25 protein-coding genes and 1 tRNA gene are annotated in these 26,990 nt (G+C 53.3%); 15 read left to right on the top strand and 11 right to left on the bottom strand.

Annotated elements, in window-relative coordinates; all coding sequences use genetic code 11:
* The first annotated feature begins 23 nt into the window (after positions 1 to 23).
* Positions 24 to 860, top strand: a complete 837-nt coding sequence (locus HALO_RS06665) for an ABC transporter ATP-binding protein (protein ID WP_050713213.1) — start codon at positions 24 to 26, stop codon at positions 858 to 860.
* Positions 861 to 1,075: 215 nt separating this feature from the next.
* Here HALO_RS06665 and HALO_RS06660 read toward each other — a convergent pair whose 3' ends face one another.
* The 3 genes from HALO_RS06660 to dctP all read right to left on the bottom strand — a co-directional run bounded on the left by HALO_RS06660 (position 1,076) and on the right by dctP (position 4,056).
* Positions 1,076 to 2,395 carry a TRAP transporter large permease gene (locus HALO_RS06660; RefSeq protein WP_050713212.1) on the bottom strand — a complete coding sequence of 440 codons (1,320 nt, stop codon included), beginning with the start codon at positions 2,393 to 2,395 and terminating at the stop codon, positions 1,076 to 1,078.
* Positions 2,396 to 2,899, bottom strand: a complete 504-nt coding sequence (locus HALO_RS06655; protein ID WP_050713211.1) for a TRAP transporter small permease subunit — start codon at positions 2,897 to 2,899, stop codon at positions 2,396 to 2,398.
* Positions 2,900 to 2,982: 83 nt separating this feature from the next.
* Positions 2,983 to 4,056, bottom strand: coding sequence for a TRAP transporter substrate-binding protein DctP (dctP, locus tag HALO_RS06650; protein WP_231896841.1), 1,074 nt, complete (start codon positions 4,054 to 4,056; stop codon positions 2,983 to 2,985).
* A 349-nt stretch (positions 4,057 to 4,405) separates the two neighbouring features.
* Here dctP and HALO_RS06645 point away from each other — a divergent pair, with 349 nt between their 5' ends.
* The 9 genes from HALO_RS06645 (at position 4,406) to HALO_RS06605 (ending at position 13,618) form a co-directional block, all read left to right on the top strand.
* A complete protein-coding gene (locus tag HALO_RS06645) occupies positions 4,406 to 5,341 on the top strand; it encodes a 4-hydroxyproline epimerase (protein ID WP_035584938.1) in 936 nt (311 codons plus the stop codon).
* Between the two features lie 79 nt (positions 5,342 to 5,420).
* Positions 5,421 to 6,368: a dihydrodipicolinate synthase family protein gene (locus HALO_RS06640; protein ID WP_050713210.1), complete on the top strand. Its 948-nt coding sequence runs from the start codon at positions 5,421 to 5,423 to the stop codon at positions 6,366 to 6,368.
* A 65-nt stretch (positions 6,369 to 6,433) separates the two neighbouring features.
* Complete coding sequence (locus HALO_RS06635) at positions 6,434 to 7,720, top strand: NAD(P)/FAD-dependent oxidoreductase (RefSeq protein WP_050713209.1); 1,287 nt, start codon at positions 6,434 to 6,436, stop codon at positions 7,718 to 7,720.
* Positions 7,721 to 7,860: 140 nt separating this feature from the next.
* Positions 7,861 to 8,526 (top strand): GntR family transcriptional regulator, encoded by a 666-nt coding sequence (locus tag HALO_RS06630; RefSeq protein WP_050713208.1) that lies wholly within the window; start codon positions 7,861 to 7,863, stop codon positions 8,524 to 8,526.
* 356 nt (positions 8,527 to 8,882) lie between these two features.
* Entirely contained in the window at positions 8,883 to 9,695 is an 813-nt protein-coding gene (locus HALO_RS06625; protein WP_035584945.1) for an ABC transporter substrate-binding protein, read from the top strand.
* 84 nt (positions 9,696 to 9,779) lie between these two features.
* Positions 9,780 to 11,573 carry a cis-3-hydroxy-L-proline dehydratase gene (gene lhpI, locus HALO_RS06620; protein ID WP_035584947.1) on the top strand — a complete coding sequence of 598 codons (1,794 nt, stop codon included), beginning with the start codon at positions 9,780 to 9,782 and terminating at the stop codon, positions 11,571 to 11,573.
* 3 nt (positions 11,574 to 11,576) lie between these two features.
* A complete protein-coding gene (locus HALO_RS06615; RefSeq protein WP_050713207.1) occupies positions 11,577 to 12,242 on the top strand; it encodes an amino acid ABC transporter permease in 666 nt (221 codons plus the stop codon).
* 10 nt (positions 12,243 to 12,252) lie between these two features.
* Complete coding sequence (locus HALO_RS06610) at positions 12,253 to 12,903, top strand: amino acid ABC transporter permease (protein WP_050713206.1); 651 nt, start codon at positions 12,253 to 12,255, stop codon at positions 12,901 to 12,903.
* Positions 12,896 to 13,618 carry an amino acid ABC transporter ATP-binding protein gene (locus HALO_RS06605; RefSeq protein WP_035584957.1) on the top strand — a complete coding sequence of 241 codons (723 nt, stop codon included), beginning with the start codon at positions 12,896 to 12,898 and terminating at the stop codon, positions 13,616 to 13,618. Before HALO_RS06610 ends, HALO_RS06605 begins: the two co-directional genes overlap by 8 nt.
* A gap of 69 nt (positions 13,619 to 13,687) precedes the next feature.
* Here the strand turns inward: HALO_RS06605 and HALO_RS06600 are convergent, their stop codons facing one another.
* The gene (locus tag HALO_RS06600; protein ID WP_035584960.1) at positions 13,688 to 15,736 is read right to left on the bottom strand and encodes a TonB-dependent siderophore receptor; all 2,049 of its coding nucleotides are present in this window, start codon (positions 15,734 to 15,736) and stop codon (positions 13,688 to 13,690) included.
* A gap of 574 nt (positions 15,737 to 16,310) precedes the next feature.
* Between HALO_RS06600 and HALO_RS06595 the strand changes: the two genes are divergently transcribed.
* Both HALO_RS06595 and HALO_RS06590 read left to right on the top strand, forming a co-directional pair.
* Positions 16,311 to 17,021: a Crp/Fnr family transcriptional regulator gene (locus tag HALO_RS06595; protein ID WP_050713205.1), complete on the top strand. Its 711-nt coding sequence runs from the start codon at positions 16,311 to 16,313 to the stop codon at positions 17,019 to 17,021.
* A gap of 198 nt (positions 17,022 to 17,219) precedes the next feature.
* Positions 17,220 to 17,933, top strand: a complete 714-nt coding sequence (locus tag HALO_RS06590) for a Crp/Fnr family transcriptional regulator (protein ID WP_035584967.1) — start codon at positions 17,220 to 17,222, stop codon at positions 17,931 to 17,933.
* 118 nt (positions 17,934 to 18,051) lie between these two features.
* Here HALO_RS06590 and HALO_RS06585 read toward each other — a convergent pair whose 3' ends face one another.
* Genes HALO_RS06585 through HALO_RS06565 form a run of 5 tightly spaced genes read right to left on the bottom strand, consistent with a single transcriptional unit; the run spans position 18,052 to position 22,951 of the window.
* Positions 18,052 to 19,278: a metal-dependent hydrolase family protein gene (locus tag HALO_RS06585; protein WP_035584969.1), complete on the bottom strand. Its 1,227-nt coding sequence runs from the start codon at positions 19,276 to 19,278 to the stop codon at positions 18,052 to 18,054.
* A gap of 35 nt (positions 19,279 to 19,313) precedes the next feature.
* The gene (locus tag HALO_RS06580) at positions 19,314 to 20,621 is read right to left on the bottom strand and encodes a TRAP transporter large permease (RefSeq protein WP_022522415.1); all 1,308 of its coding nucleotides are present in this window, start codon (positions 20,619 to 20,621) and stop codon (positions 19,314 to 19,316) included.
* Positions 20,622 to 20,631: 10 nt separating this feature from the next.
* Positions 20,632 to 21,132, bottom strand: a complete 501-nt coding sequence (locus HALO_RS06575; protein WP_035584970.1) for a TRAP transporter small permease — start codon at positions 21,130 to 21,132, stop codon at positions 20,632 to 20,634.
* Positions 21,129 to 21,758 carry a TetR/AcrR family transcriptional regulator gene (locus HALO_RS06570; RefSeq protein ID WP_022522413.1) on the bottom strand — a complete coding sequence of 210 codons (630 nt, stop codon included), beginning with the start codon at positions 21,756 to 21,758 and terminating at the stop codon, positions 21,129 to 21,131. The genes HALO_RS06575 and HALO_RS06570 overlap by 4 nt, the downstream gene beginning before the upstream one ends.
* Before the next feature lie 56 nt (positions 21,759 to 21,814).
* Complete coding sequence (locus HALO_RS06565; RefSeq protein ID WP_035584972.1) at positions 21,815 to 22,951, bottom strand: C4-dicarboxylate TRAP transporter substrate-binding protein; 1,137 nt, start codon at positions 22,949 to 22,951, stop codon at positions 21,815 to 21,817.
* Positions 22,952 to 23,125: 174 nt separating this feature from the next.
* Here HALO_RS06565 and HALO_RS06560 point away from each other — a divergent pair, with 174 nt between their 5' ends.
* Together HALO_RS06560 and HALO_RS06555 are read left to right on the top strand one after the other, a co-directional pair.
* Positions 23,126 to 23,848 carry an AzlC family ABC transporter permease gene (locus HALO_RS06560; RefSeq protein WP_050713204.1) on the top strand — a complete coding sequence of 241 codons (723 nt, stop codon included), beginning with the start codon at positions 23,126 to 23,128 and terminating at the stop codon, positions 23,846 to 23,848.
* Complete coding sequence (locus HALO_RS06555; RefSeq protein WP_035584979.1) at positions 23,845 to 24,156, top strand: AzlD family protein; 312 nt, start codon at positions 23,845 to 23,847, stop codon at positions 24,154 to 24,156. Before HALO_RS06560 ends, HALO_RS06555 begins: the two co-directional genes overlap by 4 nt.
* Positions 24,157 to 24,266: 110 nt before the next feature.
* Here the strand turns inward: HALO_RS06555 and HALO_RS06550 are convergent.
* Positions 24,267 to 24,343 (bottom strand) — tRNA-Ile (locus HALO_RS06550).
* Positions 24,344 to 24,455: 112 nt separating this feature from the next.
* On the opposite strand from HALO_RS06550, the gene HALO_RS06545 reads away from it, so the two are divergent.
* Complete coding sequence (locus tag HALO_RS06545; RefSeq protein ID WP_035584989.1) at positions 24,456 to 25,046, top strand: hypothetical protein; 591 nt, start codon at positions 24,456 to 24,458, stop codon at positions 25,044 to 25,046.
* A 31-nt stretch (positions 25,047 to 25,077) separates the two neighbouring features.
* Here HALO_RS06545 and HALO_RS06540 read toward each other — a convergent pair whose 3' ends face one another.
* A complete protein-coding gene (locus tag HALO_RS06540) occupies positions 25,078 to 26,907 on the bottom strand; it encodes an ABC transporter ATP-binding protein (protein ID WP_050713203.1) in 1,830 nt (609 codons plus the stop codon).
* Positions 26,908 to 26,990: the final 83 nt, after the last annotated feature.

Genomic DNA, 26,990 nt, shown 5'->3' with positions numbered 1-26,990 from the left:
TAACAACCTCAATGAGCCCTGCCATGACACRCCCTTCTCACCAGCTTCCTCGTTTGACAGGCGAAGGCCTGCACGCAGGCTACGACACCCGACGCGTGTTGGATGGTGTGGATATCGCCATTGCGGAAGGCAAGCTCACGGTGCTGTTGGGCCCCAATGGCAGTGGCAAGTCGACGCTGCTGAAAACGCTTGCCCGCACGCTCACACCGAGTGGCGGGCATGTGTATTTAGATGGCAAGGATATTCATCGCAGCAAGACGCGGGAGGTCGCCAAGCGCCTGGGGATTCTGCCCCAAGGCCCGGTAGCGCCTGAGGGGCTGAGCGTAAAGCAGTTAGKGGGGATGGGCCGTTTTCCACATCAGGGGTTGTGGCAAAAAAATGCTCAGCAAGACGCCGCTGCTATTCGTGAAGCCATGGCTTATACCCACGTGACAGAGTTTGCCGAACGCAATGTCGATGCGCTTTCCGGCGGCCAGCGCCAGCGCTGCTGGATTGCCATGGTGCTGGCCCAGCAAACCGACCTGATCCTGCTTGATGAACCTACGACCTTTCTGGATCTAAAGGTACAGGTGGATTTGCTGGAACTGCTTTCGCGCCTGGCCCATGAGAAAAGCCGCACCCTGCTACTGGTGCTCCACGATCTAAATCTGGCCGCCGCCTACGCTGATCATTTAGTAATGATGAGCGATGGCCGTATCGTCACCAGCGGCGCGCCTAGCGAGGTCTTTACCACGACCAATCTCAAACGCGTCTTTGACCTTGATGCCCATGTAATCCACGACCCTGAAAGCGGCAGCCCGATTTGCGTGCCGCGGAAACGCAGCCAATCCATTGCGAAAACGGAAACAGTTGTGCAATAACGCTGCGGATCGAGAAAGAATAGCCGCACCTCTTCCTCCATAAAGTGACCATGGCTCGCCGCTTAAATGCGGGGCTGCGCTTAATGTTTGAATTCAGGAGTTCATCATCTACATTACGCACTGTAATAGTCGCTATTCACCTATCCTCTTCGCTAATAACATTGATAGCACACCATGAAATAGGTAACCCACCATTTATTACTAATAATGTTTCCTTAAAAACCCACTATCTTGTCAGGCAGCCATGTAGCCATTGCAGGGAATAACGCCACCACCGCCAACGTTAGCAATTGCACCGCGATAAATGGCAAGACACCTCTACACATTTGCCCATAGGTAATATCGCTGGGTGCAATCGACTTTAAATAGAAGATTGACGATGCCATAGGCGGCGTCAGGTAGCTGGTTTGGATAGTTACCAACACGAGCGTGGCAAACCAAATAGGATCAATACCCAGCTGTTTGATGATAGGGGTAAATATTGGCACGCAGATCAAAACAATCGATGTCCAGTCAAGTACAAACCCCAGWAAGAATGTGACGGCTAGAAAAAATAGGATGACGCCTGTTGTACCACCACCCAAGCCACTAGCTATTGCGGACACCATCTCACCGCCACCATTGACTGCGAAGATGCCAGTAAACATCGTGCCCCCGGCTACAATCAGCAGAATCATCGCTGTAATACGCACCGTCAGTGACAGAGAATCAACCAATGAAGGCAGGGTGATGCCGCCATTGATGACCGCTAAGATTACTGCGCCTGCCACGCCAACGGCAGCGGCTTCTGTAGGTGAAGCGATGCCGCCCAAGAGCGATCCAAGTACCGCAAACATTAATAGCAGAGGGGGCAGTAACGCTCTCAGCGTAATGCTGATTTTCCTTCCCAGCGTTTTATCATCATTGGTGGCTTTAGCAGCAGGGCCATCTTGAGGACGCAACCAACAACGCCCGACGATATAAAGGGCGAAAAGAGACAACATCAAGATGCCGGGAAAAATAATCGCAGCGAAAAGTGCACCGATAGATAGTTGGGCAAGAGCCGCGTAGACGACCACTATAACGGTAGGAGGAATGATCGTGCCTAAGGATCCGCCCGCACAAATAGTCCCCGCAATCAGCGAATTGTTATAGCGGTAAGCTCGCATGGCAGGGATAGCCATTAACCCAATCATTATTTCCACCGCGCCAACGACCCCAGAGGCAGCCGCAAATATTGCTGCCATGGCGATCGTGGTCAGTGCCAACCCGCCTGGCAGTCGGCCGATCCACATCTGAATAGCATCGAAGAGGTTTTTGGCGATGCCCGACTTCTCAAGTATCGCGCCCATAAGCACAAAGAGTGGAATTGAGGAAAGAACGTAATTAGATGAAGCACTATAAATACTGCCGTAAAGTTGCTGAAAGATAATAGGTCCGAAGGCAAACCAGCCAGCCACCAATGAGACGGTAATCAGTGAGAAAGCAACAGGAATACCCATAAAGATCAATAAGAACAGTCCTGGGAACATCAGGGCAGCCGTCATGGTATCCATTTAGTTGGCCCTATTATGATGGGTATTATCAATCAACGAGCGCAGCCMAATCACCAGAACTTGTAGCGCAAGAAGCGTCAAGCCGAAGGCAATACAGGTGTAAAACGGCCACATTTTAGGTGCCCATGTACTGACCATTTCAACCTCATTGGTTGTGAAGGCTGATAGCGATTTTTTCCAGCCAAACCAAGCAACAAGTGAAAGGGTGGGAAACAACACGATGGTATAAGCCACTCCCGTTATAATACGTGAGATGCGCACTGGCATAAGACTACTCAGAACATCTACTTTGACGTGACCATCCACCTGCGCTGTCCAGGCGACACCCAGCATAAAAGCAACGCCAGTGGCCATATAGGAGATATCAAAAGCCCAGATGGTGGAGGCATTAAAAACGTAGCGCGCTACTACTTCGTATAACATCGCACCTGCCAAGACGATGAGCGCCAGCTTACTTAGCCAAGCCGATATTTTAGCCAGCTGATCCACTAAATTAAAAAACATGATAGGCATCACTCATATCGGTACATTGCTCATAGGTATAACTACCTGGGAAGGCTTAGGCGCCTTCCCTTGGCAGGTTTATATTAGTCAGTGATGAGATAGTCTTTCTGAGCATTCCAACGCGCTTGATAAGCTTGGTAATCTTCTAAAATTTCTTCCATGGCTGGGKTGCCTGCATCACTCTCTGCCGCTGCTCGGGCCGCGATCCAAGCACGGCCATTTTCCGCTAGCTGTTCAACAAACGCTTCGTCCAAACTAATCACTTCGTTTCTACCGGCGCGATAATTTTCCATAGCGATTAGATCGTTATGATAAAAATTGGTAAGCCCTTCGTAAGTGGTTAACTTAGCAGCGGACTCAATAAGTTGCTTTAGATCGTCAGGGACTTGATCCCAAGTGTCCTGACGGACAACCACTTCCCAGAGAAAGGTGGGTTGGTGCACGCCGGGCACGATGATGTAGCGGGCTGCTTCATGAAAGCCTTCTGGATAGTTACTGGAAGGGGTTGCCCACTCAATGGCATCAACACCCTTGCGTTGTAGTAACGTATAAATATCACCGGGTGGCACCACAGTGGGCACCGCATTGTAATACTCGCGCACGACTTCAGCCCAAGGCCCAGAAGTTCGATACTTCAAGCCATCAAGGTCATCTGGGCCATTAATGGGCACATTGGAGTGAGCAAATATTTCAGTAGACCCAATCCCCACAATGAGTGAGTGCAACCCTTCGCTAGCGCGAACTTCTTGCAGCGCTTGTTGGCCACCCCCTTCGTAAATCCAGTTAATATATGACTGCGATCCCATGCCTCCCGGAAACCCAGCAAAAATAGCATTGATGGGATTTTGGTTAACTAAGTAGCTAGGAGTGGAATGGCCAGCCTCAACGGTGCCCTCTTTTACCGCATCATAAACCTGCAATGCAGGCACAATAACGCCTGCGCCGAAAGGGCTAATCTCCACTCTGCCTGCTGTTAGCCTCTCTGCATTATCAGCGAACCTCTCAAGAAAGTTTTCATAAAAAGGAGAACCTCCTGGCACTGAAGTAGGCACTCGCCACTCGACTTCTGCTGCATATAAGGGAGAGGAAAGCGCTATTGTTGCTAGCACTGATGGAATCCACTTCGTTGTTTTTAAATTACTTTTCATAATATTCATGATCAATCACCCCTGCTGTGTGTTGGTTTTATTCATCTCTCCCTGAGACAGGCTGGACGCTACCAAAACCGGGTAAGCCACCAGCTCACTAAATTCTCTAATCAGTTTTCGCCTCTCTTTTTGGTATAAGATATACCAAAGTGCATTGCAAGATTTTCTTGAGATAAAAACCAAACCAATGCGACGTCCTAGCTATACCGACAATCCTCATAGAGGGAACATGGGTAGCTTCACAAAGCTTTTTGGATATTGTATAAGATATAAAAAATCAGGCATGATTAGGCAGACTGCTATTTTCAGCATTAGTAACCCATGACATAAAACACATGGCATAAACCAAAGGTGTCCCATGAAACAGGTACGCGTCATCGACTCTCATACGGGGGGGGAACCGACAAGGCTGGTCATAGAGGGCTTCCCCGACCTCCCTGGCACCACCATGGCGGAGAAGCGCGATGCACTACGAACCTCCCATGATCAGTGGCGACGCGCCTGCATGTTAGAGCCACGGGGCCATGATGTACTGGTAGGTGCGCTTTACTGCGCACCCGAGTCGCCGGATGCGACCTGCGGGGTGGTCTTTTTTAATAATACGGGGTATCTGGGCATGTGCGGCCACGGCACCATCGGCCTAGTGGCCTCTCTGCATCACTTAGGTTTGATCGGCCCCGGTGATCATAAGATCGACACCCCGGTCGGCCCAATCAGTGCAACGCTCCATGATGATGGGGCGGTTACCGTTCGTAATGTAGCCGCCTATCGCTTCCGTCAGCAAGTTCCCCTTGAGGTACCCTGCTTCGGGCGGGTACACGGCGATATTGCTTGGGGCGGCAACTGGTTTTTCCTGATTAGTGACCATGGCCAATCATTGACCCTGGATAACGTCGAGGCGCTGATGAATTTCACCTGGGCCGTTCGCCAGGCGCTAGAAGCGGCGGCCATCACCGGGGATGACGGTGGCGAGATTGACCATATCGAACTATTTGCTGACGACGCTGTGGCCGATAGCCGTAATTTCGTACTCTGCCCAGGCAAGGCCTATGACCGTTCCCCCTGCGGTACCGGCACCAGCGCCAAGCTGGCGTGCCTAGCGGCGGATGGCAAACTTGCACCCAGCACACCCTGGGTACAGGCGAGTATTTGCGGCAGTCAGTTCGAAGCACACTACGAATGGGAAGGTGACCGTGTTCGCCCCTACATTAAAGGTCGTGCTTATTTAAGCGCCGACACCACTCTGTTGATTGATGAGCAAGATCCGTTCGCCTGGGGAATTACTGCCTCGTAATCATTCTATACCGGCCACCCTGCTCTTGAACGCAACACCAACTCCCACGGCCAATACCACCAAACGAAGAGGAACAACAATGAGCGATAACATTTTTACCGGCTGTATACCGGCGCTAATGACGCCTTGCAGCGCTAACCGTCAACCTGATTTCGACGCCCTGGTAGCTAAAGGCCGTTCACTGGTAGATCTGGGTATGAGCGGTGTGGTGTATTGTGGCTCCATGGGCGACTGGCCGTTACTCAGCGAATCGCAGCGCCAGGAAGGCGTCGCACGCCTCGTTGAGGCTGGCGTTCCGACGATTGTGGGTACCGGTGCAATCAACACACGGGAGGCTGTTTCCCATGCGGCTCACGCCGCTAAAGTAGGTGCCAAAGGGCTGATGGTGATTCCGCGTGTGCTTTCACGAGGCACCTCGGCGGCTGCGCAGAAGTCACACTTTTCGGCCATTTTGGACGCGGCGCCCAAGCTACCGGCGGTGATTTATAATAGCCCCTATTACGGCTTCGCCACACGTGCCGACTTATTCTTTGAGCTACGCCGCAAGTACCCCAACCTGATTGGCTTCAAAGAGTTTGGCGGCGCTGATGATCTCCGCTATGCGGCGGAAAACATTACCTCTCAAGACGAAGATGTCACTCTGATGGTCGGTGTCGACACCACTGTTTATCATGGTTTCGTCAACTGTGGCGCCACGGGCGCTATAACCGGTATCGGCAATGCGCTGCCCCGAGAGGTATTGCAACTTGTCTCGCTCAGCCAACAGGCCGCGAAAGGGGACGTCAAAGCACGGCGTTTGGCCATGGAGCTAGAGGAAGCACTAGGCGTGCTCTCCTCTTTTGACGAAGGCGGCGACCTGGTTCTCTACTACAAGCMCCTGATGGTGCTCAATGGCGATAGCGAATACGCCCTGCACTTTAATGAAACCGACGCGCTCAGCGATTCACAACGTCACTATGTGGAGTCCCAGTACGCGCTCTTCCGTAGTTGGTATTCGAGCTGGTCTGCTTCGCTAGATAATCGCTAATAACCTAGCCACACGTTGGCTGTGTATCCAGCCGAAGCGCTCTTTCGTAAAAACCGGGAATTTCCATGGAAACAAACCCACAGGCAGTAAGCCATCCCAATGTAGCGGCTGATATCGTCGTTATTGGTGCTGGTATTATCGGCACCGCTTGCGCCTTGGCTTTAAGTCAACAAGGCTTGCGCGTCGTGGTGCTGGATAGCCAGCTCCCTGGGATGGGAGCCTCCTATGGGAATGCTGGGCATATGGCAACGGAGCAGGTCTTCCCCATTGCCGATGCCGCCATCGTAAAACAGCTGCCTAAGATGCTGCTCGACCCCATGGGGCCATTGCGGCTGGATTGGCGCTATATGCCTAAAGCGCTGCCCTGGTTCACTCGGTTACTCTGGAATCTACGCCAAGCCCCTTATCAAACTAGCGTGGCGGGCATTAGCGCCCTGAATGAACACAGTTTGACTGCCTGGCAGCGACTTCTCGACAGCATCAATGGCAGACACTTATTGAAAGAAGAAGGCTCTTTCCTGGTATACGAAAAGGCCAACGCTGCCCACGAACTGGAGGTGCTGCGGGCACGGATGGCSGAGCAGCAAGYCCCGGTAGAAAGCTGGTCAGGCAGTGCCATTCGAGACGTTGCCCCCGAGTTGTCTAACTCCATGCAAGGGGGTCTGTTTTTCCCAGGTACCGCCCATGTTATCAACCCCTGGCAGGTAGTTAACTGGCTGGTGCAGGCCGCTGAAACGAACGGGGTAGAGTTCAGGCAGTCCACGGTGCTAACGGGATATGTCAATGATCAAGGCGTCACTCTACAGACTGACAACGCATCGCCCATGACGGCCAGCAAAGTAGTGTTAGCCTGCGGCGCCCACTCGGCCAAGTTGGCCGCCGCACTAACGGGTATACGTATTCCGCTGGATACCGAGCGGGGCTACCMCCTGATGCTGCCAAATGAACGAGGACGCCTACCGGTGGCGGTTACGTCGTTGGAGCGTCGCTTTATCATGACGCCAATGGATGAAGGGCTACGTTTGGCAGGGACAGTTGAGTTTGCTGGGCTTCAACGACCAGCCAATATGCAGCGCGCTTGGCAGCTACATAAGCTCAGCCAAGGGCTATTTAGAAATGAGCTGGATGCCACTGGGGCCAAACCCTGGATGGGCTTTCGCCCCTCTCTGCCCGATTCCCTGCCGATCATCGACAGCGTCAAAGATGGCAAGGTTTTACTGGCCTTCGGGCATCACCACCTTGGCTTAACCCAGGCAGCGCTGACTGCAGAGATTATTGCCGACCTGGCAGCGTGCTCTCATTCTCAGCCGGTGGCTAACTTATCGCCCTACCGGTTAAGCCGTTTTACCTGACAGGAAAAATCGTCAACATTCCAAACAGCTTAAATATTAAGCTACGCAGTTGAGGCGAAAAAGAATTGCAAAATGCTAAGTTGGTATACAATATCTCATATATTTCTCTCACCTACGGATTCTTATAGTTGTCATTTACCATGTTTAACGCACCTAACCTTGGCATTACCCCTTCAACTTCTGAGGTGATCGTCAAACACCTGCGCGAAGCCATTATTGCTGGCCAAATCGAAGAGGGGGAGCCGATTCGCCAGGATGACATAGCCAACAAGTTCAATGTTAGCAAAATCCCGGTACGGGAGGCGCTCAAACGCCTGGAAGCGGAGGGCTTGGTACTGTTCCAGCGCAACAAAGGCGCCGTGGTAACCAAAATCTCCGAACCCGAGCTTGCCCAGATGTTCGAAGTACGTGTATTGCTGGAAGTAGAGGCCATCCGCCTCGCGGTACCCAACATGGGCTTGGCAACCTTCGATAATGCCGAACGCATCTGCGACGAGTTCAACCGTGAGGACGACGTGGGCCGCTGGGCCGCCTTAAATTGGGAGTTCCMCGCCTGTCTCTACGAGCCTGCGCAGCGCCCCTTTATGATGAGTTTGATTCGATCTATCCACGATAAGGTGGAGCGCTACCTTCGCTTACAGCTAAGCTTATCCCAGGGAAAGGCTCGTGCCGACACTGAGCATCGCGCGATTATTGCCGCTTGCCGTACAGGCGACGCCGACGAAGCAGCGGCACTGGTTGAACGCCATATCATCGGTGTGTGTCGGACACTTTACGATCACCTGCCTAACCGACTTGCCGAATAGCCGCTGACTTTTCAGCCACGCTTGGATCACAAACCCCCGCCCTCTTAATCCCTGAATTCAACTAATAAGGGCAGCGATACTCTCGCTGCCCAACCCGGCAGTATCTTGTGTTTGATTCTTGCGTGATCTGTTTCAACGCTGCGGCTCTAAAGCGGTGATATAGCGGCCTATTACCTCATTATCATGATCACCCCACCTTGCACCGTTACTCGAAATTTCTATTTAAAACAAAGAAAACAACACTTTAGTTATAAATAATAATTAATGACTGCAAAACTTGCAAATCGTATCCGAAATAATAAATACTAAGTTTGCTGTTTCTTACAGCCAAGCAAAGCCCACCTAGGAGGTCAAGAATGATAAACAAGACAGCCCCATTAGCGCTTTCCGCTATCTTGAGTGTATCCGTCATCGGTCAGGCGCAGGCTGACAAACTCGATGAAATAATTAGCTCAGGCACCCTACGTTGTGCTGTCACCCTGGATTTTCCCCCCATGGGATTTCGAGACGATGACAACCAGCCTGCCGGTTTCGATGTCGACTACTGTAACGATCTGGCCAATGTCCTCGAAGTCGATGCTGAAATAGTTGAAACCCCCTTCCCCGACCGCATTCCCGCGCTGGTCTCCGGGCGTGCTGATGTGATCGTGGCCTCCACTTCTGACACCTTGGGGCGCGCCAAAACCGTTGGCATGTCCATTCCCTACTTTGCTTTCCAGATGGTCGTCCTAACCCGTGACGACACTGGTATCGATCAATATGATGATTTGCAGGGTCGCCCTGTTGGCAATACCAGCGGTACCTACGAAGCCATGGCACTGGAGAAAGATGTTGATGAGTGGGGTGATGGCAGCTTCCGTGCTTATCAAACCCAGAACGATACTATTCTCGCTGTCGCCCAAGGCCATATTGATGCAACCGTGGTCACCAACACAGTGGCATCCTCGACCCTTGAGTCCGGCAAATATGAAGGTCTTAAAATTGCTGGCGAAGCGCCCTATGTCATTGATTACGTATCACTGGCAGCCAATCGCACCGAATACGGCCTACTGAATTACCTAAATCTATTCGTCAACCAGCAAGTACGCACTGGGCGTTATGCGGAACTCTACGACAAGTGGGTGGGCGGCGAACCCGTCGACCTGACCGTACCCGGCGTTTATTACTAATAGCCACGTAACACAAATCCAATCACAACCATGTATCGCGCGCCGCCCGAGCGGCGCGCCCTTTCCAACGAACGAGATGACGCTATGTCTGATATTTCGCTCACCGGTCGTAGTTTGGTTTGTGGTTCAGCCCAGGGCGAACTACTGTATACCGACGTTGGCTTGAGCTTTTGGGGTGGTGTCGATCCGTTCAGTGGCGAGATTATTGACTGTCATCACCCGTTGAGAGGCCAGTGTATTGCCGGGCGCATACTCGCACTGCCTAGTGGACGCGGCTCCTGCACCGGTAGCAGCGTGCTACTTGAACTGCTTACCGGCGACAACGCCCCCGCCGCGCTAATATTCGCCGATCAAGAAGAGATCCTGACCCTAGGGGTCATCATCGCCGAAACACTGTTTAAATCCTCGATTCCAGTAGTGTGCGTCGGCCCAGAACTGTTTACCACGCTGCGCCAAAGGCGCTTTGCGCGTATTGAAAATGAAACAATAAGCTTTTTCGATACTCCTCCCTTAGGAGATTGGGCGGCAAAGGTGAACAACACCGACTCTCCCACATCTACACCAGCGCCCTTCAGCCCAACCCTCTCCCGCGTATCGCTCAGCGAAAGCGACCAGGCTTTCCTTAGTGGTCATCATGGCAAAGCGGCTCAGGAGGCGATGCGCATAGTGTTACGAATGGCTGAGCTTCAGGGCGCAGACCAACTGATAGACATCAGCCAAGCGCATATAGATGGCTGTATTTACACCGGCCCCGCCAGTTTGCGTTTCGCTGAGCAGCTAGTTGAATGGGGGGCACAGGTGAGTGTTCCCACCACCCTCAATGCTATTTCTGTTGACCAGTGCCGCTGGCGGGCCCAGGGCATCGACCCCGCTTTCGGCGAACCTGCCAGTGCGCTAGGCAACGCCTATATGGCCATGGGCGCGCAACTCAGTTACACCTGCGCACCCTATTTACTCGACAGCGCCCCTAAGGCAGGCGAACAGATCGTCTGGGCCGAGTCTAACGCCGTCGTTTATGCCAACAGTGTGCTCGCGGCACGAACGCTGAAATACCCTGATTATCTGGATATTTGCATCGCCTTAACGGGGCGGGCTCCCTATATTGGCGCTCATCGAGACCAGGGGCGTATTGCCACGCTGCGTATTGACATTAAGCCACTCGATACACTGGATGACGCTTTCTGGCCGTTGTTGGGGTATCACGTCGGACTGCTCTGCGGCAGTGAGATTCCCCTGCTTTGCGGACTGGAAGAGACAGCTCCCAGCCGCGATGATCTCAAAGCATTCGGTGCGGCCTTCGCTACTACCTCCGCTGCACCGATGTTCCACATCAGCAAGATTACCCCTGAAGCGATGAGTGAATCCCAGGCCCTGGGGGAACTACCCCCTTTACGACAGCTAACTGTTGAACCCGCGGATCTACTCACTAGCTGGTATGAACTGGATCACGCTGAGGCGCGTCAGGTCGGCCTTGTCTCCTTGGGCAATCCGCACTTTTCGCTAAGCGAATGCGCGGCGCTGGCGGAGCTCTGTGCTGGACGCCATAAACATCCAGATGTCGCCATGGCAGTAACGCTCGGGCGGGCAGTTTATGCCGACGCTAGCGCGGCGGGGTACGTCACTACCCTGGAGCGTTTCGGTGCCCAGCTTATCAACGATACCTGCTGGTGCATGCTGGGTGAGCCTGTGGTGCCGCCAACGGCGCGCACCCTAATGACTAACTCGGGGAAATATGCCCACTACGCCCCCGGGTTAGTCGGTCGTCAGGTGCACTTCGGCAACCTTGCTGAGTGTGTCGAAACCGCCTGCAGCGGAGAGGCCAGTGGCCGGCTACCTACCTGGCTAACAGGCGTTGCAACTCGTCAAGGAGCACACTGAGCCATGTTTGATTACACCTTCCAGTGGCGTACTGCCTTAAGAGCCCTGCCGGATATGCTCGAAGGCGCTGTTGTCACCTTTGAGACCGCGGCGCTATCGATGATCTTCGGTGTCTTAATCGCTCTTGCCTTGCTGGCGATGCGGGAGACCCCCAACCTTGCTACGCGGGCATTGGCAGGTACCTGGGTGKCAATCGCTCGCAACACCCCTGCGCTGTTCCAGATCTACATCGTCTATTTCGGCCTAGGCGCTATCGGTTTGCATGTCAGTTCCTGGGCTGCCCTGTTAGCCGGTATCACCTTCAATAACGCTGGCTACTTGGCTGAAAATTTTCGTGGCGGCCTCAAAGCAATACCCGATACCCAAGTCCGTGCGGCCCGCTCCTTGGGAATGAGCAGCTTCCAGGCGTATCGCCTGGTGGTGGTGCCGCAACTACTGCGGATCGTGTTTTACCCCATCACCAACCAGATGGTGTGGGCGGTATTAATGACGTCGTTAGGGGTAATCGTTGGCCTAAATAACGACCTCACCGGGGTGACCCAGGATTACAACGTCAGAACGTTCCGCACTTTTGAACTGTTTGCGCTGGCAGCGGTGATCTATTACCTGATCGCCAAACTAATCGTAGCGATAGCCCGGCTGTTGGCCTGGCGCTTATTCCGCTATTGAGGGCCTGACTATGTTTTCAACCAGTTTCACCTGGAACGACTTGCTATTTCTTCTTCAAGGGGCCTGGGTCACTCTGCTACTGACCTTCTGGTCGATGCTGCTAGGTACCTTTATGGGCGTCTCCTGCGGATTACTGCGCGCCTTACTGCCTCGAGCCTCTATCCCGCTGGGTTGGTTTTTGGATATTTTTCGTAGCGTACCTCTGCTCATCCAGTTTGTACTGTTCAACTCGCTCAAGAGCATTGTGGGGCTGGACTGGAGCGCCTTCACAGTTGGCTGTGTGGTACTGGGGGTCTATGTGGCTGCCTTCTGCMCCGAGATTGTACGCAGCGGTGTGCTCTCGGTACCTCAGAACCTACGGTTAGCCAGCCGTTCGCTGGGCATGACTTACTGGCAAGACCTGCGTTACGTGGTAATGCCGCTAGCGACCAGGGTGGCCTTTCCCGGCTGGCTCAACCTCTCCCTCTCAGCCATGAAGGATACGGCGCTGGTGATGTGGATCGGCATCATTGAGTTACTACGTGCCTCCCAAGCCATCGTCACGCGCATTCAGGAGCCACTGCTGGTGCTATGCATCGCAGGGCTTATTTATTACCTCATTAGCTTGGTGGTATCCCGCCTAGGTGCCCAAGTGGAAAAAAGGTGGCAGCAGAATGATTGAGATCGAAAAAGTACATAAATCCTTTAAAGATTTAGAAGTGATCAAAGGGGTTGACCTGACGGTACAAAAAGGCGAGGTGGTCTCCATAGTGGGAGGCTCCGGCTCGGGGAAATCAACCTTGCTGATGTGCATCAACGGCTTGGAAAATATCCAAAGTGGATCGATTAAAGTCGACGGCACCGAGGTGCATGCTAAGGGCACTGACATCAATCAGTTACGCCAGAAAATTGGCATTGTCTTCCAGCAGTGGAACGCCTTTCCCCACTTGAATGTATTAGAGAACGTTATGTTGGCGCCGCGCAAAGTTCAGGGCAAAAGCCGTGCTGAAGCCGAAGAGTTAGCTGTGAAGCAACTCACCCATGTGGGCCTTGCTGATAAGCTCAAAGTGTTTCCCGGCAAGCTCTCTGGTGGCCAGCAGCAGCGCATGGCGATTGCCCGGGCGCTGGCTATGACGCCTGATTATATGCTCTTCGACGAAGCCACTTCTGCGCTAGACCCACAACTGGTAGGTGAAGTACTCGACACCATGCGCCTACTGGCTGAAGACGGCATGACGATGATTCTGGTTACCCATGAGATCCCATTCGCACGAGACGTATCAGATCGCGTGGCCTTTTTCCGTGAAGGCTTAGTTCACGAGATTGGCCCTCCCGACCAGGTGATCGATAACCCACAGAAACCAGAAACCGCTGCTTTTCTAAAGTCGGTAGTTTAGTCGGCTATTAACCCCACCCACGACCTGCGCAAACCACAGGTCGTGGGTGTTTTACCTAGATCGAAAGTCTTACCAGCTATATTTCACACTGCCAATCACACTGCGGGATTCGCCGTAGTAGCACCAGAAATCACAGCTCGCAACGTACTCTTCATCAGTTACGTTGTTAACATTGAGCTGTGCCGTCCAACTACTGTTGATGTCATAGCTAGCCATAACATCGCCAACGGTATAGTCAGGCACGACTATACTCCCATCAACCGTCTCTCCTACATGGCGAACGCCTGCACCAACTTTCAGGCCATTCAGAGCCCCCCCTCCAAAGTCATAGTCCACCCATGCGGAAGTCATATGGCGGGGAATCAGCGCTTTACGATTGTCATACACATCGCGCGCATCTGTGTAAGTATAGGCTGCTGTTAACTTGAGAGCATCCGTGACATACCCCACACCTTCAAGTTCAAACCCACTGGAGGCTGTCTCACCCTCCTGCGTTTGGTATCCGCCGGGCGCCGTTGCATAGGAGTTGGATTCGTTGATATCGAAGACTGCCGCCGTGACGTAGCCATCCCAGTTAAACGGAGCGAACTTGACGCCCAGCTCCCATTGCTCACCTTCTATCTCCTCGAAGATGGCACCGTCAGGATTGGTTTGTGCAGCTGGTCGGAAGGATTCAGTGTAGCTGAGGTAAGGGTTGAGGCCGTTGTCGCCGAGGTACATGATGCCACCGGACCAGGAAGTCGCGGCCTGCGTTTCATCTACGGTGTTGTTATCACGCTCGGACTCGTTTCTAACATCAGCACTGTCATATCGCCCCGCACCCAGCAGCACCCAGCGGTCGTCGATACGCAACTGGTTTTGTACGTATAGACCCAACTGATCCTTATCGATCCGGCGCCGAGTCAGTTGATCGCCGGGGACCGGGACGATATCCCCCTGAGGATTGAAGATATCGACGACATCGTAGAAGTAGTTATCGAACTCTTTACCCTCGAGACTGAGATCCTGGTAATCCAGCCCGAGAAGTAGCGTATTCTCCGTGCGGTCAGTATACCACTTACCTACCATTCGGTTGTCGATAGTGAAGCTATCAATATCTCCATTGCGCTGTAGATGTCCACGATAAGCAGTCTGACCATCGCCAGTTTCCATCATCATGTAGGTACTGCGTAAATCTAGGTCGAGATGGCTGTAGCGAAAATCCTGCTCGAATTTCCAAGTATCATCAAGCTGATGCTTGAATTCATAACCGATGGCCGCTTGGGTATGCTCGTCCTTGTCGTAGTTCGGCGCACCGTAATTGGTGTGAGGATCCACATTACCAAAGGGCGTATCAAGCACCGTGCCATAGCTCAGCTTGAACGGATTAACAGGAATGCCATCATCCCGTTGAAAGCTGGCTAGCACAGTCACCTGGGTGTCATCGGAAATATCCCACTCAAGACTCGGCGCAAAGTAATAACGCTCGTTATCAGTACCATCCAGATCACCATCACGCTCCTTATAAAGCCCTACAAAACGATAGCGCACATCGCCGCTTTCGGTGACCGGCCCCGAAGTATCGACCCCCAACTGGCGGTGATTCCGGTTGCCGGCCTGAATTTCGATCTCACCACGTTCCTCAGCAGTGGGGCGTTTGCTAACAGCATTGATCAGTCCACCGGATGGCGCCTCGCCGTAAAGAATCGATGAGGGCCCTTTGAAGACATCCACTCGTTCCAAGCCATAAGGCTCGGGCAACCACTGATAAAACCCTTCGCGGTAGATACGTAGACCATCTTGATACGTCGATTGATCAAACCCGCGCACCTTGAACCAATCGGTGTTGTTATCGCTGCCGTAATGGCCCGAAAGCACGCCCGCACGGTAGCGGAAGGTTTCATCAAGCTGCTGAACGTTGCGGGTTTCCAGCTCTTCACGGTCAACGCTTGAAACGGGACGAGGCGTTTCCACCAGCGGAGTATCGACCTTAAGAGCAGTGGCCGTAACGACAACGGTGTCGTTGTTAACGGATTCTTCTTGCGCATAGGCGGATGCGCAAAAGAGCACCGCGGTAACGGGAATCAACGCGGAAATTGAGCGCGCCAAGGGACGACGAGCAAACGGCAGACGAGGCATGATAGAGTCTCAGTTGGAATTAGGAGCAAAGAGGAAGCAGAGAAATAAGAATCATGATAATCGTTGTTATTAGCATTCATGATAGCGCTTTTGAATAGATGCTTTCAATGGCCTAATACGGGGGTTTTCAACGCTGACTGAGCACGACACCAACAGACTGTACCCAATGCATCTCAACTGCTTAGATGCTTTAGCAGTTGAGATTTGAGAAGAGAAGCGCTGCGTTCCCTGCAGCGCAAAGCGCAACATCTTGTTGAGACATTTCAATTGCCACATTTATAGCTACGTTAAAACAATCAGCTAGCAGTTGGCTGTGCGCTGGAGAACACGGGTGAACAGCTCCCGCACTTGCCCCCTCTTTAACTTTTCTCTCTTATACAAGGCGCGGTTTCTACGCCTGCCCCAAGAGGCTTATGTGCGTTAACGTACAGAGCTTGCCTTTCTATAGCCTATACTTGAACGATATCTGTATAAAGATTTGGGATGACAGTAAAAAGCACCAAAAAAGAACATCTTACTCAGACAATTGTGATCAATAGCTGCGCGTCAGCCAGCAACAGGGGGGAGATGCACGATGCTAGAACCCCAGCAGAACGCTCTGCTTGGCTTGTTACCCGAAGAAGACCTGGCACTTCTCTTGCCTCATCTTGAGCAGGTTACATTGACCTTGGGTCAGTCACTCAGCGAATCCGGACGGCAAATGAGCCATGTCTATTTTCCAGTAGATTCAATCGTCTCGCTGCTGTGCGTAATGGAAAATGGCGCCTCAACGGAAATCGCCGTGGTGGGTTATGAAGGCGTAGTGGGTGTTTCGTTGTTCATGGGCGGAGAGMCCACCCCCAGCCGAGCGATTGTGCAGAGTGCAGGGACGGCTTACCGCCTTAAGGGGCAATTACTCAAAAACGAATTCTATCGCGCTGGCCCCATGCAGCGACTACTTCTGCGCTATACCCAGGCCTTGCTGACGCAGATGGCACAGACAGCGGTATGCAATCGCCATCACAGCGTCGATCAGCAGCTATGTCGCTGGCTGCTGCTCAGCCTCGACCGGCTACCGGGTGACAAACTGATTATGACCCAAGAGTTAATTGCCAATATGCTGGGTGTGCGGCGTGAAGGCGTGACCGAGTCCGCAGGGAAACTCCAGCGAGCAGGATTGATCTCTTACAACCGCGGGCATATCACTGTCATTGACAGGCCTGGGCTAGAGAAGCGGGTCTGTGAGTGTTACGCGGTGGTTAAGCGCGAGTACGACCGCCTACTCAACCACCATAACGTAATGTAATCCTTCAGCCCACACCATCAACCTCCCTGTAACCAACATTCCATGCTATGTACGCTAGCGTGCCGACGACTGATTTACCCAATGTTAATATGCAGATAATCCGTCAATAACGCTGATGATGGCCTATCTGCAGCCGACATCGAAATGATTTACACCTTCATTGTGCCGTTTGCCAGGTTCTTATAACCGGAGAGGCACATGACGTCTATTTTGAACGTTCCCGCTGCCAATCAACTGCTTGTTGAGCTGCCGGAAGTCGAGCGAAATGCCTTTATGGCTGCCTGCGACACCGTGGAGCTTAGCTTTGGTAAAGTGCTGCTACAGCCCACAGAGACATTTACCCACGTCTATTTTCCCATCGATAGCTTCATTTCACTGATTGTCGTCATCGATACTGACAAACGGCTGGAAGTCGCGATGGCGGGTCGGGAAGGAATGCTGGGCAGCTCCTTAGTGCTAGGCATTGATGAGGCGCCACTACTCGCGCTGGTTCAAGGGGCAGGTTCGGCCCTACGTATTGACGCTGGAGCCTTTCAACAACTACTCCTTAGCACTCCGGTATTACATCAGCGACTAAAGCGATATATCTATGTCGTGATGAAGCAACTGGCGACATCTGCGGCGTGTAATCATTTTCATCGAATTGAAGAGCGCCTCGCCCGCTGGCTACTGATGACTCAGGATCGCGCTGGTACCGATCAGTTGAATCTGACTCATGAGTTTCTGGCTATGATGCTCGGGGTTAGACGTGCAGGCATTACCCTGGCGGCGATAGCCCTGCAGGCCCGTGGCCTAATCCGCTACCAGCGTGGAACCATCACTGTGCTTGATCGACTAGGCCTAATCGAGGCCTCCTGCGAGTGCTATAGCGATGATTGTGCGTTATACGCCAAAATGTTGCCGGTGCTATAGACAAAGAAAACCTAATCCTCGATCAAGCGTATAATAAGTAAGCCCCCTCTTTAGCGTCAATTGACTATGTATAAAGAGACCATTAACTGGCCTCTTTATTACGCAGCATTAAGCCCGACTAAAGTACGTTTTTGTAAGCCACTCCCCCTTTCATAATCAGCATGAGCTGCTCATCCGGTTGAGTAAGAACATTAATGTCGTCCAAAGGATTGTCTTTAAGCACGATTACGTCCCCCCTTGCGCCTGGGATAATCTCGCCAAAATCACCGGTATGGCCATAAGCGTCGGCGGCGTGGCTTGTCGCTGCACGAATCAGCTCGTCGGTGGGCACCACGTCTTTACGTAAATTAAACTCGTTAAGCTGATGGCGCTGCATCCGACCGAGTAAGTCAGAGCCGTATAGCATTTTAACCCCATGACGTTGAGCCATTTCCAGTGCCTTACCGCCAGCATCCAGCACATCATAAACCTTGCGTTGTAGGTGCTCGGCCATGCCCGCTTCAACGCCCTCCTTCGCTAAGGCATCGTAAGTGCAGAGAGTCGGCGTTAGGTAGGCATTGTGCTCAAGAAATAATCGGCAGCTCTCCTCGTCCATGAGGTTGCCGTGCTCAATGGTCTTGACGCCTCTGGGGATAAGCCGGTTGATAGCGCGCGCCGTATAAGCATGGGCCATGGTATGAATATTGGCGGCGGTGGCCTCTTCCACAATGGCATCAATTTCCTCAAGCGAAAACTGAGTGCTGTCTATACGGTCGGTAGGTGAAGAAACGCCTCCAGACGCCATAATCTTGATCTGGGTGGCTCCCTTTCTGATCTCGTCCCGTGCGGCCCGGCGTACTTCGCTTACACCATCGCAAACACGACCTAAACCAGCGCAGCAGAAGCAGCCTTCAAAGGTTTGTTGGCCTGGGCCGCGCATATCGGCGTGGCCGCCGGTCTGGGAGAGTGCATTCCCGGCGTACATGATGCGCGGGCCGACCAGAGCACCTTCATCGACAGCCTTGGCTAGACCGTAATCTGCACCGCCAGCGTCGCGCACGGTAGTGAATCCGCGCATCAACATGGCTTCCAATAGTTCACTTGATTTGGCACCGACATAGAAAGGAGAAAGCGTCTCAAGCAGAGCAAAATTGGGTGTAATTGCTGTGACGTGCACATGTGAATCAACCAGACCGGGCATCAGAAAGTGGCCCTGAATATCGATGACGTGATCATCACTGCCCTCTAGCGTCGAATCGCTCACATCGACGATACGGCCATCCTGAATGCGTACCTGCTGGTTGGCGAGTACTTTTCCGTTGCGCGTGTCGATAACGTTGGCATTTATAAAGCGTGTCGTTGTCATGAGTGTTCCTTGTGAGAGTTCTTGTGAGAGTGGCGTTAAAACATCTTTTGCGGAAGGTAAAGCGAAAGCGCTGGAATCAGCACGATTAGCAATAGGGCAACAATATCCATGACGATGAACCAGGCGACGCCCTTGAACACTTCAGACAGTGTGACGCTATTGCCCAGGGCACCTTTAATGACATAAACATTGAGCCCGATAGGCGGGGTAACCAGACCCACTTCAAGCAGCTTGACGACGATGATGCCGAACCAGATCAAGTTAAGGTCTGCACCTTCTACTAAGGGCAGGATTAGCGGCAGAGTGAGTAGTAGTAAGCCGATGGAGTCGATGAACATACCCAGCACAAGGTAGATCACTGCCACAGCAAGAATGATCCACCAGGTCTCGGTACTGACGCCGAGGATTATTTCGGAGAAAGCAGCAGGCACGCCACTCATGGCTAGAAAGCGGGTGAAAAACAGCGACCCAATGAGAATAATAAAGATGCTTGCCGTGCTCACCGCAGTGCGAATCAGCGCTTCCCGAATGGCTGAAAAGGTTAGCGTGCGACGTGCCAAGGCGATCAGAGCGGCAATGGAGGTACCCACCGCCCCTGCTTCGGTAGGTGAGAAAACACCCAGAAAAATCCCGCCAAGAACTGAGCCGATCAGCAACGGCAACGGCCAGATATGCTTAAAGGCATCCCACTTCTCGTCCCAGCTAGAGCGTACATCCGTGTTGCCCGCCAAACTGGGGTTAAGCTTGGTTCGCACCATGATCATGGCGATATAAAGCAGCGCTGAAAGCACACCGGGAATGAAACCCGCCATAAACAGCTGACCCACCGACACCTGGGCGTAAACACCATAGAGCACCAGCAACACGCTTGGGGGAATCAGCGAGCCGAGTGTTCCAGATGCGGCGACGGTACCGGTGGCCAGCCCCTTGTCGTAGTTATGCTTGAGCATTTCGGGCACGGCAATCCGCGACATGGCCGCCGATGTTGCGACGCTAGAGCCGGAGGCTGCAGCAAAGAAGGCAGAGGCCATGACACTGGAAACAGCCAGGCCGCCTGGCAAGCGCGCCAGATAAAGGCGCATGGCATGAAACAGGCCTTGGGTCATATTAGTGCTGGTACACAAATAGCCCATGAACAGGAACATAGGTGCAGCGGTCAGTTCCCAGGTACCTGCAAAGTCAAAAGGAGTGGCAGAAATCATCCCCCAGGCCACACGCATGCTGGTCATTTCACCAATGCCAATGATCGACACCAAACCCAGTGCAACGCCGATTGGCACGCGCAGGGCGATCAGGGCCAAGGCGATGGCAATGCCTGCCACGCCTATCTCGATATTACTCATTAGGAAACTCCTACAGGGCTTGGCGTTGTTGCAGCGCCTTAATCATGTTGGCGATGATGGCCAGGCACATGGCTGCGAAGCCAACCGGTAACGCCCAGCGACTGGGCCATAGATAGAAGGTAAAATTGGCCATGGCCGTTTCCATTCGAACCGTAGCGCGCACTGCATCTAGATAGCTCTGGTAACAGAGCATGCCGAAATAGAGGAGCCCAAGGGTGCTGGCAAACAAGTAAAGCACCAGTTGGACGCTAGGCGGAAGCCTTCCCACCAGCACATCCACGCTGATGTGTTCCCGCTTAAGCTCGACATAAGCGAGCGGCAGAAAGACGACGGCGACCATGTAGTAAAAAGACACAAACTCCAAGGTGCCGGTAAACGACTTTCCGAATAAGTAGCGCAGCCCAACATCGAGTGAGACATGCAGTGCCATAAGCACCAGAAAGAGGGCCGCCAGCACCATGGCACTTTTGGCAACCCACTGGCTCAGTGATTCGAAGTGTTTGGCCATCATGCGGGCTCACTCCTCTGCGCATCCGGGGCAGAAAAGCCCAGTTCTAACAGGGTCTCTTTCCAGAACAGCAGCATGTCGCGGTAGAGTTCGGGGTCATCTCGCCAGATGCTTTGCGCCCCCATACCCCGCATCATGCACAAGGTGGCATTCAGGGCGACGCGATTCTGATGTGACGTGTGCTTGGCGCTGGCGACTAACTGCTCCCAAATCTGCTCCAAAGAGTCATTGAAATTGGCTGCCAGCGGCACTAACACTTTCATTATGTCGGGGTCGGTACGCGCGTTAGTGAGGTATTCGAGGGTCACCATATAAAGGTCACCCTTGAAGTGCTCATGCAGTGCTTTCAGTAAGTTGTCAAAGTTAAGCTCGCCTGCTTTAACCTTCACGGCCATCTCTCTTACGCTTTCGACTTCGCGACTCAGCAAGTCCTCAAGCGCCGCCTGCATCAATAATGTCTTGGAAGGATAGTGGTGAACTAAAGCGCCACGGGAAACGCCCGCCAGACGTGCGACATCCACGGTTGAAGTGGCACGAATGCCCTTCTCGAGAATGCACTCGATAGTCGCTTGCGTCACCCGAGCCTGGGTTTGGCGTGAGCGTTCTTCTTGATTCTGTCGCTTCGTCATAGCGAACCCTTATTTGGCCTAGGCCGCCTCAATGCGGCGGCCTCAGTGTTGCAGCGTTAATAGATTCCGTAGTCAGCAGGAAGCTTATTGTAGATCTCTTCCATGGCCAGTTCGGCCAGGGCCTCTTCGTCTTCGCGATCAACTTCGCTGATTAAGGCATCCCACTTTTCGTAGGTCGCGATAAAATCATCAATCAGCGCCTCGGGGTCTTCAACGCCATACTCATCGCGGGCCTTATCGTAGACATTGGCCAAGGCCTCATCGCGGAAAGCCTCCACGGAAGCCATCAGATCCTCTTCGGGCTCGTAGATGTTGTTGCCGTGGGAGGCGGCTTCTTCCAGTGCGGCTTCAGAAGCGCCCAGATACTGGACAATCATGCGGGTCATTGCTTTGGCCGTCGCTTCTTTGAAGACATCGCGCTCCTCATCGCTGAGGCTAGCCCAAAAGCCCGAGTTGAAACCCCACTGAGGGCCAGACCAATACATACCGGTCGGCAGCAGTGTGGTGTGCTCGGCAACCTCCCACAATGAGCGGTCAATCAAGTCGTTAGCTGCATTTGAGGCGCAGTCCAACGAGCCACGATCGAGGCCGCTGTACATCTCACTGGAAGGCACATTGACGGGTGTTCCCCCAGCTTGCTCGACCCAGGCAGAAACAGTCGAGCCTGCGGTACGAATACGCTTACCCCGCAGCTCTTCAAGATTGCGGACTGGTTCGCGGCAGAACAGCACATAAGAAGGCGTGTTATAGGCGCCCAGGTAGACAATATCCAGCTCCTCCCACTCGGCTAGCTGAGTGGGATTATTAAGGCTGAAGTCTGTCACCGCCAGKATGCCAATCAGCGGGTCATCATAGTTAAACCCTAACTCCTGCACGGCATTCGCTACCGGCATTTCAGAAGGTGTGTAAATAGCCGCGTGGTGAGCAACCTGAACCACGTTATCCTGGATACCCTGCAGGTTAGCGCGTGGTGCCAGCAGTACGGTGCCGGTATAAACCTCGGGTTGCAGTTCACCGTTCGAGAGTTCCTTGACCATTTCTGCCCACTCGATGTAACCGTAACGGGAGTGGGGGTGTTGCTGGTCGTAGAACGAATTGGCAATAAAGGAAGTTGCGGCATGGGCCGAAGAAGCAACGACAGGCAAGACCAGCGCTCCAACGGCGAGTGTCAGCGTATTACGAGTGAAGTTCATATAGTTTCCCGGGCCGATTTAATCGGCTGTTTTTTTCTGTTGTATCGCTTTGTATTGTTGACACGTCACCCGATGTGGCGCGTGTACATAATTCAATCTAGACTTCAAATAATAAAAAAACAAGCAGGTCTGTTTGTTTTTAATACGGCCAGCTTCACGCAGAAAGGTTAAGCAATGAAAATAAAAGAAAATCCTACTCGGCTGGATATTGCGGGTACCTGGCAAGGGATTCGTATGATGCTACCTTTGGCGGTTTTTACGATCGCTTTTGGGTTGGCATTTGGCGTAGCCGCTGTGCACCAAGGGTTGGCAGGTTGGGAAGCAATGTTAATGAGTCTGTTTGTCTTCGCAGCTCCATCGCAATTTGCTGCCCTCGAGATGTGGCATTCGCCTCTGCCACTGCTTGCTCTGGCGGCGGTCACACTCGCGATTCATACCCGGCACATGCTGATGAGTGCGGCGCTCTACCCCTGGCTCAAGGCATTACCTCAACGCCAGCAATTCGCTATGGTGATTCTGCTAACCGACTCCAACTGGGCAATGGCACTGGGCGAGTATCAACGCGGCGAGCGAAACCTGGGCATTCTTCTAGGTGGCGGTATCGCGCTGTGGGGCGCCTGGGTCGGAGGCACTGCGATAGGGCTAGCCTTTGGTGGAGGCATTACCGAACCTGAACGCTTCGGCCTTGATGTGATCATGCTGTGCTTTCTGCTGATGATCGTTGTCGGTGGAAMCCCACGAGCAGCAATGGCCCTACCCTGGCTGGCAGCAGCGGCGAGTGCATTAATGGCGTACTGGTGGCTGCCGCCTTACCTACATGTGATGGTGGGCGCCATTACCGGTGGCGTAGTGGCCGTATTGTTACCCGGGCGCTGGTTAAGGGAAAGCGCCTTATGAGCTCATCATCAGTGTGGCAGTCGTTGATAGCCATCACGCTAATGGTGGTGATTGCTTATGGCTCCAGAGTGCTGGGGCTGCTAATCATGTCACGTGTGCCGCTAGGCCCACGCGTTCGGCGATTCGTCGATGCCATGTCTAGCTCAGTTCTGATTGCCGTTATTACGCCCATCATCGTGCATGGTGACGGCGGCGTTCGGCTCGCGGCCATTGCCGCTGGCACGGTGGCGGTAGTATTGAGAAGCCCGCTGGTATCGATTGCCATGGGTATGCTTTGCGCTGCGGGTTGGCGCTGGTGGGTTGGGTAATATTGGGGGACTTGAAAGTTTTAGACGTGCGCAGGGCGTCACTAGAATCAGATATACCGCAGCTCCAGAGACTAATTACTCCCTGCTTTTGAAATAGGTAAATATAGAAATGGTGGGCCCAGTAGGACTTGAACCTACGACCAAGGGATTATGAGTCCCCTGCTCTAACCAACTGAGCTATAGGCCCGAAAAGCGTGCATATCATAGCGAATGTGGCCGAGTGAGGCTAGCCCCTTTGCGCTATCTTGATGTCATTACGGCACTTTATGGGGATTGGGCAGTCTGGTGAGTAGTTCTTTATGCGGAGACGCGCTGTGAAAGCATTGATTGCTCTATTCCCCTTATTGTTGGCGCTGCCCGTGCACGCTGACTGGCAGCTTGATCCTGGCCAGTCGCGGGTGCAGGCGTCGATTACGCAGTTAAACGGCGAAGCACCGCAAACTCATCACCATCAGGTGCGCGATCTGCAGGGTGATATCTCCAGCGATGGCACCCTGCGTTTGCCGTTAAAGCTCAGCCAAACGGATGTGCTGGAACGCTTTGGCGAGCTGCCGCCGTGGATAGGTTTGCTGGCGAACACCACCTTGGTGACGCTAGAGGCGCAAATGCCGCCAGAGCGGTTGGACGGTTTGGATATTGGCGAATCACTGGTAGAGACGCTGACCTTTAGCGTTCAATCAGACATGGTTAACCAGCAGGAATCCGTGCCGCTGCGGTTCACCCGTGAAGGCTTGAACGAGATACGTGTAACACACGCCGAGCCCATGGCGATGGACGGCAGAGCGCTGATGGCCAACACCACGGTGCGCACCGTACTATCGTTGCTGGGCTATAAGGAGATTGACGAGCATGTGCCCGTCACCCTCAATGCGCTCCTAGTTAATAGGTAATAGTTAATCGGTAGTCATTAACTGTTAAAGATTAACGACTGAGTACTTCCATATCCCCCACCTGGGCCTCACCGGTTTGCACCCGCCACTGGGCGGCGTAGTGGCCGTTAGCTGCCAGTAGGCTTGAATGAGTACCGCGCTCGGCCACTTGGCCTTTCTCGATCACTACGATCTCATCGGCATGCACGATGGTAGAGAGCCGGTGGGCAATCATAATCACCGTACGGCCATGGGCAATGCGCTTGAGCGAACGCTGAATGGCCGCTTCGGTTTCGTTGTCCACTGCGCTGGTGGCCTCATCCAGCACCAGAATAGGCGGGTCTTTAAGCAGCGCCCTGGCTAGTGAAAGCCGTTGGCGCTGGCCGCCGGAAAGCCGCACGCCCCGTTCGCCTACCGGTGTGTCTAAGCCTTGGGGCAGCGTTTCAATAAAGCTCCACGCTTCGGCGGTTTTGGCGGCATCGGTAATCGCGGCTTCGTCAGCGTCCGGCTTACCGTAGGCGATATTGTCACGAATGCTGCCTTCAAACAGGTAAACATCCTGACTGACCAGGCCAATCGATTGGCGAAGTGAGTTCATACTCACTTCGGTGATGGGCTGCCCATCAATGAGCACGCGGCCGTTTTCAGGGTCGTAAAAGCGCAGCAGCAGTTTGATCAGGGTGGATTTCCCCGACCCAGTCGCTCCCACCAGCGCCAAGGTATTACCTGCGGGCACCTGCAGGTGAATGCCATCCACCCCGACGCCGCTGGTGGCATAGTGAAAGCTCACATTATCTACCGTCACCTCGCCGCGCACCGGCTGGGTGAGCGGCGTGGTGCTGTCATCTTTAACGGTAATCGGCACTTCGAGCAGATCGAGAATCCGTCGTGTGCTGGCCATAGCGCGTTCGAACAGGTCGATCACTTGAGCCAGGCCGGTGAGCGGCCAGAGCAGGCGCTGGGTCAAAAACACCAGCACGCCGTATGCCCCCACGTTTAGCGAGCCGTTGAGTGCCATCATGCCGCCAACGGTAAAGGTGGCAAGAAAACCGGCCAAAATCGCCATGCGGATGACCGGAATAAACGCGGAGCTAACCTTGATCGCCCGTCTGTTGGCGTCTACATAGGCTTCGCTGGCATCACGCAGGCGCTCGGCTTCGCGGTCTTCGCTGGTAAAGCTTTTAATTGTCGCAATGCCGCTCAGGTTATTGGATAAGCGGCTGGCTAGATCCCCGACCTTTTCACGCACATCGCTATACAGCGGCCCGGCTTTACGCTGGAAGAAGAACGCGCCCCAAATGATCAGCGGGATAGGTGTAAACGCCAGCAGCGCAATCAATGGCGAAAGCACAAAGAAGACTGCGCCCACTGCTACCACGGTGACCACCACCTGAATAATCGAATTAGCCCCGCCGTCCAGAAAACGCTCAAGCTGGTTGACGTCATCGTTCATGGTGGCCACCAACTGGCCAGAGCTTTTCGACTCGAAAAACGCCATATCCAGCCGCTGAGCGTGCTCGTAGGTATCTTGGCGCATATCCGCTTGTAAGCGTTGGGCTAAGTTACGCCAAAGAATTTGGAACAGGTACTCAAACAGCGATTCCCCCGCCCAGATAACAAACGTCAGCACCGCCAGCATGGTGATCTGCTGTTGGGGCGTTTCAAACCCCAGGCTGGCCACAAAGCTCTGCTCTTGGTTGACCACTACATCGATGGCCACACCAATCAGAATTTCCGGAGCAATATCAAACAGCTTGTTGATGACTGAACAGGTAGTGGCAGCAATAATGCGCCGTCGATAGCCTTTGGCGTAGCGGAGTAGTCGCACCAGGGCTTGAAAGCTCTGATTCTTAGAACGGGGCGGAGAAGGAGCCACGAGCATTCCTTACTGAGGTTGTTGTAGGCCAATTAGGTAGGCGCTAGCGTAATGAATTCAATGCTCAGGCTCAACGCGTTAATGCTTGG

The organism is Halomonas sp. R57-5 (assembly GCF_900070345.1).
Taxonomy (GTDB): domain Bacteria; phylum Pseudomonadota; class Gammaproteobacteria; order Pseudomonadales; family Halomonadaceae; genus Vreelandella; species Vreelandella ventosae_B.
Note: the sequence above shows the minus strand (reverse complement) of the source record. Positions and strands in the feature narration are given on the sequence as shown.

What these genes read in the sequence shown, in the direction of transcription:
- HALO_RS06645 (WP_035584938.1), top strand. Translation starts at nt 4,406, where the DNA reads ATGAAACAGGTACGCGTCATCGACTCTCATACGGGGGGGGAACCGACA.
- HALO_RS06625 (WP_035584945.1), top strand. Translation starts at nt 8,883, where the DNA reads ATGATAAACAAGACAGCCCCATTAGCGCTTTCCGCTATCTTGAGTGTA.
- lhpI (WP_035584947.1), top strand. Translation starts at nt 9,780, where the DNA reads ATGTCTGATATTTCGCTCACCGGTCGTAGTTTGGTTTGTGGTTCAGCC.
- HALO_RS06605 (WP_035584957.1), top strand. Translation starts at nt 12,896, where the DNA reads ATGATTGAGATCGAAAAAGTACATAAATCCTTTAAAGATTTAGAAGTG.
- HALO_RS06600 (WP_035584960.1), bottom strand. Translation starts at nt 15,736, where the DNA reads ATGCCTCGTCTGCCGTTTGCTCGTCGTCCCTTGGCGCGCTCAATTTCC.
- HALO_RS06590 (WP_035584967.1), top strand. Translation starts at nt 17,220, where the DNA reads ATGACGTCTATTTTGAACGTTCCCGCTGCCAATCAACTGCTTGTTGAG.
- HALO_RS06585 (WP_035584969.1), bottom strand. Translation starts at nt 19,278, where the DNA reads ATGACAACGACACGCTTTATAAATGCCAACGTTATCGACACGCGCAAC.
- HALO_RS06580 (WP_022522415.1), bottom strand. Translation starts at nt 20,621, where the DNA reads ATGAGTAATATCGAGATAGGCGTGGCAGGCATTGCCATCGCCTTGGCC.
- HALO_RS06575 (WP_035584970.1), bottom strand. Translation starts at nt 21,132, where the DNA reads ATGATGGCCAAACACTTCGAATCACTGAGCCAGTGGGTTGCCAAAAGT.
- HALO_RS06570 (WP_022522413.1), bottom strand. Translation starts at nt 21,758, where the DNA reads ATGACGAAGCGACAGAATCAAGAAGAACGCTCACGCCAAACCCAGGCT.
- HALO_RS06555 (WP_035584979.1), top strand. Translation starts at nt 23,845, where the DNA reads ATGAGCTCATCATCAGTGTGGCAGTCGTTGATAGCCATCACGCTAATG.
- HALO_RS06545 (WP_035584989.1), top strand. Translation starts at nt 24,456, where the DNA reads ATGCGGAGACGCGCTGTGAAAGCATTGATTGCTCTATTCCCCTTATTG.
- HALO_RS06540 (WP_050713203.1), bottom strand. Translation starts at nt 26,907, where the DNA reads ATGCTCGTGGCTCCTTCTCCGCCCCGTTCTAAGAATCAGAGCTTTCAA.